Source organism: Nocardioides sp. (genome assembly GCF_025965415.1).
GTDB lineage: Bacteria > Actinomycetota > Actinomycetes > Propionibacteriales > Nocardioidaceae > Nocardioides.
In genome coordinates, this window is the sequence record NZ_JAOPWY010000148.1 from 1 (window position 1) to 6,094 (window position 6,094).

Here is a 6,094-nt window from a genome sequence, read left to right on the forward strand (position 1 = left end):
GGCCGCGGGCCACCACCGACCCCGGTGAGGGGGTCGGACTCGTCACCCCGGAGGCGGATCCGGGGGAGCCCGGTTCCGCGCAGCAGCAGCCGCGTCGCACGGTCCGGGTGCGACTCGTCGAGGCCGGCGCGGGGACGGCGGCCTTCGCCGTGCGGGCCACGCCCCTCCCGGCGGAGGTCAGGCTCGTGGTCCGTGGCCGCGCCGGCCTGCGCGTCGTACGCCACCTGGTCGTGCGGGACCCCGGCGGTCGTGACGTGGTGATCCAGGGGCTCGGCCCGGGCAGCTACACCTGGTCGGCGACCTCCGAGTCGGCGAGCGCCGTCAGCGGCGCGCTGTCGCTCGCCCCGCCCGAGGTCGAGCAGGTCTCCTCGCCCGAGACCTCGGCCTCCGAGACGGACGAGGTCACGCCGGTGGCGGCGACGGCGTCGCAGGAACCGACGAGCACCGCGCCGCCGACCACGCCCACACCCGCACCCACACCCACACCCACGTCCAGTCCCACCCCGCACCCGAGTCCGAGTCCGCCGCACGGGTCCACCGCGACACCGACGGATCCCGGGACCCTCGCGCCGGACCCGGTGGGCTGAGGAGGTCGTCATGTCCCGCACCGCCGAGCACGGTCGGGGTCGAGTCGTCCGCCTGCTCGCGCTGCTGCTCTGCGCAGCCGGCCTGAGCGGAGTCACGCCGACGTCCGCGGCCGGCGCCGAGCCACGCGCCGAGCGCTGGTCGGGGTACGCCATCCGCGCCACGGGGAACGCCGCCGGCGGTTGGATCGGGGGCTACCGGGTCGGCCGGACCACCGTGTTCATGACCACCCCGAGCCGGGACCCCAACCGGACCGGCTTCCGGACGCCCCGCACGGTCGCCGACGTGCCCGGTCACCGGGCGTCGCGGGCGGAGACGGCGCGAGCGGCGTGGATCTTGTCGAAGTACGGCGACTACCGTGACGCGACGCAGGCCGCCGCCGTCGACGCGGCGGTCTACCACCTGCTCGTGGGCGGTCGCTGGCGCGTCGGTTCGCCCCGGGGGGCCCGCCGCATCCGTCAGTCGGGCGATCGGGCGTCGGTGGCGAGGTTCGCCTCGATCATGCTGCGGCTGTCGAGGCGGAGCGCCGGCGCCTACACCGCCCGCCTCACCACCTCCGGCGCCGACCTCGGGGGCTCGGTCACGGTCACGGTGATGGTGCTGGACGGTCACGGAAGACCCGCTTCGGGGCTTCCTGCCACGCTCACGATGCCGGGAGCGGAGCCGGTGGCGTCGGTCACGGGGGACGACGGGCGGGCCGTCGCCAGGTTCGCGGCGAGCACGCCGGGATGGCAGGACGTGACCGCGACGGTGGGCCAGGTGCCCGAGCACCGGCTGCACACGTGGACCGCACAGCGGAGCACGCAGGCCTCCGCCGCCGAGGGCGGGGCCCGCCGCACCCTCGTCGTCACGGAGCGGACGCCGGTCCGTGGTCCCCAGACGCTGAGCCTCAAGGCCTCGCCCGAGGTCCTGGTCGTCGGTGGCCTGGCGAGGGTCGTGGCGACCGTCGCCGGCGACGGAGCCGCGCGGGCCGCCGGCGCGGCGTTGTTCGGCCCCTTCGCCACGGCTGGGGCCGCGCAGTGCGCCGGCTCGAGCCTCGCCTCCGCACCCGCCCAGGTGTCCGCCGACGGCGGCTATCCGATGCCTGCGGTCACGCCCGTGGCAGGCGGCTACTACGCGTGGAAGGTGGCGGTCGACGGCACGGACACCAGCCTGCCGGTCACGGCCTGCGGGGCCGTCGTCAAGGTCCGCGGCCGCACGAGCGTCACCGTCTCGGCCCCTCCCACGGCGCTCGCAGGCAACTCGCAGGTGACCGCGAGGGTATCCGGGGTGCCCTTCCCGACGAGGGTCGACCTCGTGGTCAAGCTCTACAACTCCCCGGGCTGCACGTCCGCGATCGCGCAGTACCCCCTGAGCCGGCTGGGCAACGGAGACGTCACCTCTGGGCCGATCTGGCTCGACCCGGGCTCCTACTACTGGCAGGTGGAGGCCCTGCCCGGCGAGCTGTGGGAGGGCTCGCTGTCGGCGTGCGGGGTGGCGGGGAGCACCACGGTGGTCAACTAGCCGCCTGCGAAGTAAAAGTCAGGCTTGACTGTTTGTTTGTACGACGGCAGGCTGGCCCCGTGACCTCCCAGGCCCAGGCGACCCGCGTGCCGCAGGCGGACCGGACCCGGGCCATGAGGGCCCGGCTGCTGGAGGCGACGGTCGAGCTGCTGGTCGAGCGGGGCTTCGCCGGGACCTCCACCACCCTCGTCTCCGAGCGGGCAGGCGTCAGCAGGGGAGCCCAGCTCCACCACTTCCCGACCAAGAACGACCTCGTCGTCGCCGCCGTCGAGCACCTCACCGAGCTGCGCGGGGCCGAGCTGACGCAGGCGGTGGCGGCGCTGCCGACGGGCGAGCGGCGCACCCTCGCGGTCGTGGAGATGCTCGGCGACCACTTCGCCTCGCCCGTCTTCACCGCCGCCCTCGAACTCTGGGTGGCCGCCCGCACCGACGAGGCGCTGCTGGCCGCGGTGTCCCCCCTGGAGCAGCGGGTCGGGCGCGAGACGCACCGGCTCACGGTGACCGCGCTCGGCGCCGACGAGTCGAGGCCCGGGGTGCGCGAGCTCGTGCAGGCGACCCTCGACCTGGTCCGCGGACTGGGCCTGGCCGCCACCATCACCGACGACTCCGCACGCCGCCGCCGGATCCTCCGGGCGTGGGCCGACGTGCTCGACAAGGAGCTCACATGAGCACGTCATCGGGCGTCCTCGCCCAGGTGCTCGCCGACCTCGCCGCCGAGGGTGACCGGCTCGAGGCGGTCGTCGCCGACCTCGACGACGCCGGCTGGCACACCCCCACCCCGGCCCCTGGCTGGGACGTCGCCACCCAGGTGGCCCACCTCGCGTGGACCGACGACGTGGCCCTCAAGGCCGCGACCGACAAGGACGCCTGGGACGCCGTCGTGCTCGGTGCCCTCGCCGACCCGGAGGGCTTCGTCGACCGGGAGGCCGTCGCCCTCGCGCAGCAGCCTGGCCTCCTGGCGCGGTGGCGGTCCGCACGCGACGACCTCCGCCAGGCGCTGGTCGACCGGCCGCAGGGGGAGAAGATGCCGTGGTTCGGCCCGCCGATGTCGGCCACCTCGATGGCGACCGCGCGGCTGATGGAGACCTGGGCGCACAGCCTCGACGTGCACGAGGGCCTCGGGGCACCCGTCGAGGACACCGACCGGATCCGCCACGTCGCCCACCTCGGGGTCCGCACCCGCAACTACGCCTACGCCGTCCACGGCCTCGACGCGCCCACCGAGGAGTTCCGCATCGACCTCGCTGCGCCCTCCGGCGACGTGTGGAGCTGGGGCCCGGAGGACGCGGCCCAGACCCTGACCGGGAGCGCCGGCGACTTCTGCCGTCTCGTGACGCAACGCCTCCACCGCGCCGACACCGACCTCGTCGCCCACGGCCCCGACGTCGACCGGTGGCTGGACATCGCCCAGGCCTTCGCCGGCCAGCCGGGCGAGGGACGGGCCCCGCGATGACCGCGCGCCCGATCCGGATCGGCAACTGCTCCGGCTTCTACGGCGACCGCCTGAGCGCGATGCGCGAGATGCTCGAGGGGGGAGGGCTCGACGTCCTCACCGGCGACTACCTCGCCGAGCTCACCATGCTGATCCTCGGCAAGGACCAGCTCAAGGACCCGACCCTCGGCTATGCCCGCACCTTCGTCCGGCAGGTCGAGGACTGCCTGGGCCTCGCGCTCGAGCGCGGCGTGAAGATCGTCGCCAACGCCGGCGGCCTCAACCCCGCCGGCCTCGCCGACAGGCTCCGCGAGGTCGCCGGCGGCCTCGGTCTCGACCCGCAGGTCGCCCACGTCGAGGGCGACGACGTGCGCCACCTCTCCTTCGAGGGCGCGCTCACCGCCAACGCCTACCTCGGCGGCTTCGGCATCGCCGCCGCGCTGGGTGCCGGCGCCGACATCGTCGTGACCGGCCGCGTCACCGACGCCTCGCTCGTCGTCGGCCCGACCGTCGCGCACCACGGCTGGACGTCGACGTCGTACGACGAGCTGGCGGGCGCGGTCGTCGCCGGTCACGTGATCGAGTGCGGCACTCAGGCGACGGGTGGCAACTTCAGCGGCTTCCTGACCCTGCCCCACCGCGACCGGCCGCTCGGCTTCCCGGTCGCGGAGGTCGCCGCCGACGGCTCGAGCGTGATCACCAAGCACGCGGGCACCGGCGGCGCCGTCACGATCGACACGGTCACCGCGCAGCTCGTCTACGAGATCCAGTCGACGCGCTACCTCGGCCCCGACGTCACCGTCCACCTCGACGCGCTGCGGCTCGACCAGGCCGACGAGGACCGGGTCGCGATCACCGGGGTCGTCGGCGAGGCGCCGCCCGAGCGGCTCAAGGTCTGCGTCAACGAGCTCGGCGGCTGGCGCAACAGCGTCGAGCTCGTGCTGACCGGCCTCGACGTCGAGGCCAAGGCCGCGTGGGTGCGCGAGCAGCTCGGCCCCCGGCTCTCGGCTGCCGAGGTCGTCTGGTCCGACGTCACCGTCCCGGCGCTGGACGCCGAGTCCGAGGAGGCCGCGTCCACGCTGCTGCGGTGCACGGTCAAGGACGGCTCGCCCGACCCGGTCGGTCGCGCCTTCACCTCCGCGGCCGTCGAGCTCGCGCTCGGCTCCTACCCCGGCTTCACGATGACCGCCCCGCCGGCCGCGGCGACGCCGTTCGGCGTCTACCGCGCGGAGTACGTCGACCGCGCCGACGTCACCCACACCGTCGTCCACGCCGACGGCCGCCGCGAGGTGATCGACGACCCGACCGGATTCACGCCGGACCAGGACGCACCGGGCGCCCGCCCCTCGCCGTACCCCGGCCGCACCGACTCCCTGACCCGCCGCCTGCCGCTGGGCACCTTCGTCCACGCCCGCTCCGGCGACAAGGGCGGCGACGCCAACGTCGGCCTGTGGGTCGCGCACGACGGCGTCGACCGCGAGACGTACGACGCCCGTGTGCAGTGGCTCTTCAAGATGATGTCGCCGCGCGGTCTCGGCTCGCTGCTGCCCGAGGCGGCCGACCTCGAGACCGACGTCTGGCTGCTGCCCCACCTCGGCGCGGTGAACCTCGTGATCCACGGCCTGCTCGGCCAGGGCGTCGCCGCGTCGACCCGCTTCGACCCGCAGGCCAAGGGGCTCGGCGAGTGGCTGCGCTCGCGGCTGGTCTCGATCGAGGAGAGCCTCGTATGACCGAGTCGGGCTTCGACACGCTCGCTGCTCGACCGGCGACCGCCGAGCGCGAGGCCCTGCGGGCCACCGCGGCCGAGCTCGTCCGCCGCGAGGTCGTCCCGCACCTCCAGGACTGGGAGGACGCGGGGGAGATCCCGCGCTCCCTCCACCGCACGGCCGGCGACCTCGGGCTGATCGGCGTCGCCTTCCCCGAGGAGGTCGGCGGCAGTGGCGGCGACCTGCTCGACTCGGTGGCGATGCAGGAGGCGATGTTCGACGCCGGCGCGTCGAGCGGGCTGATGGCCGGGCTGTTCACCAGCGGGATCGCGCTGCCGCACATCGCGGCGAGCGGCAACGCCGACCTCGTCGACCGCTTCGTCCGCCCCACCCTCGCCGGGGAGCTGATCGGGTCGCTCGCGATCACCGAGCCCGGCGGCGGCTCCGACGTCGCCCGGATCACCACCCGCGCCGAGCTCGTCCGGGACCGTCACGGCGACCACTACGTCGTCAACGGCGCCAAGACCTTCATCACCTCCGGCGTCCGTGCCGACTTCGTGACCTCGGCGGTGCGCACCGGTGGCCCCGGCCACGGCGGGGTGTCGCTGCTGGTCGTGGAGAAGGGCGCGCCGGGTTTCGTCGTCGACCGGTCGCTGGCCAAGCTGGGCTGGCACTGCTCCGACACCGCCGAGCTGTCGTTCACCGAGGTCCGGGTCCCGGCCGCGAACCTGGTCGGTGTGGAGAACACCGGCTTCGGGCAGATCGCGGAACAGTTCGTCGTGGAGCGGATCGCCCTTGCCGTGCTCGGCTACGGGATCGCCTCCCGCGCGTTGGCGCTCACCGCGTCGTACTGCCGTGAGCGCGAGAC

General features: G+C 74.6%; 6 protein-coding genes. All 6 read left to right on the forward strand.

Translation table 11 applies throughout. The annotated features are described in order from the left end of the window. A partial coding sequence (locus JWN97_RS15465) for a hypothetical protein (RefSeq protein WP_297624438.1) occupies nucleotides 1-587 on the forward strand: 587 nt, incomplete at its 5' end. A gap of 10 nt (nucleotides 588-597) precedes the next feature. Further along, complete coding sequence (locus JWN97_RS15470) at nucleotides 598-2,088, forward strand: Ig-like domain-containing protein (protein WP_297624440.1); 1,491 nt, start codon at nucleotides 598-600, stop codon at nucleotides 2,086-2,088. Between the two features lie 59 nt (nucleotides 2,089-2,147). Beyond that, nucleotides 2,148-2,756, forward strand: a complete 609-nt coding sequence (locus JWN97_RS15475) for a TetR/AcrR family transcriptional regulator (RefSeq protein ID WP_363321300.1) — start codon at nucleotides 2,148-2,150, stop codon at nucleotides 2,754-2,756. Continuing rightward, a complete protein-coding gene (locus tag JWN97_RS15480; protein ID WP_297624442.1) occupies nucleotides 2,753-3,541 on the forward strand; it encodes a TIGR03084 family metal-binding protein in 789 nt (262 codons plus the stop codon). The genes JWN97_RS15475 and JWN97_RS15480 overlap by 4 nt, the downstream gene beginning before the upstream one ends. Continuing rightward, complete coding sequence (locus JWN97_RS15485; RefSeq protein WP_297624444.1) at nucleotides 3,538-5,250, forward strand: acyclic terpene utilization AtuA family protein; 1,713 nt, start codon at nucleotides 3,538-3,540, stop codon at nucleotides 5,248-5,250. The genes JWN97_RS15480 and JWN97_RS15485 overlap by 4 nt, the downstream gene beginning before the upstream one ends. After that, nucleotides 5,247-6,094, forward strand: an 848-nt coding sequence (locus JWN97_RS15490; RefSeq protein ID WP_297624446.1) for an acyl-CoA dehydrogenase family protein, incomplete at its 3' end; no start/stop codon positions are given. The genes JWN97_RS15485 and JWN97_RS15490, both read left to right, overlap by 4 nt.

Excerpts from the sequence above, each read along its gene's own strand:
- JWN97_RS15470 (WP_297624440.1), top strand. The coding sequence starts at position 598 with ATGTCCCGCACCGCCGAGCACGGTCGGGGTCGAGTCGTCCGCCTGCTC.
- JWN97_RS15480 (WP_297624442.1), top strand. The coding sequence starts at position 2,753 with ATGAGCACGTCATCGGGCGTCCTCGCCCAGGTGCTCGCCGACCTCGCC.
- JWN97_RS15485 (WP_297624444.1), top strand. The coding sequence starts at position 3,538 with ATGACCGCGCGCCCGATCCGGATCGGCAACTGCTCCGGCTTCTACGGC.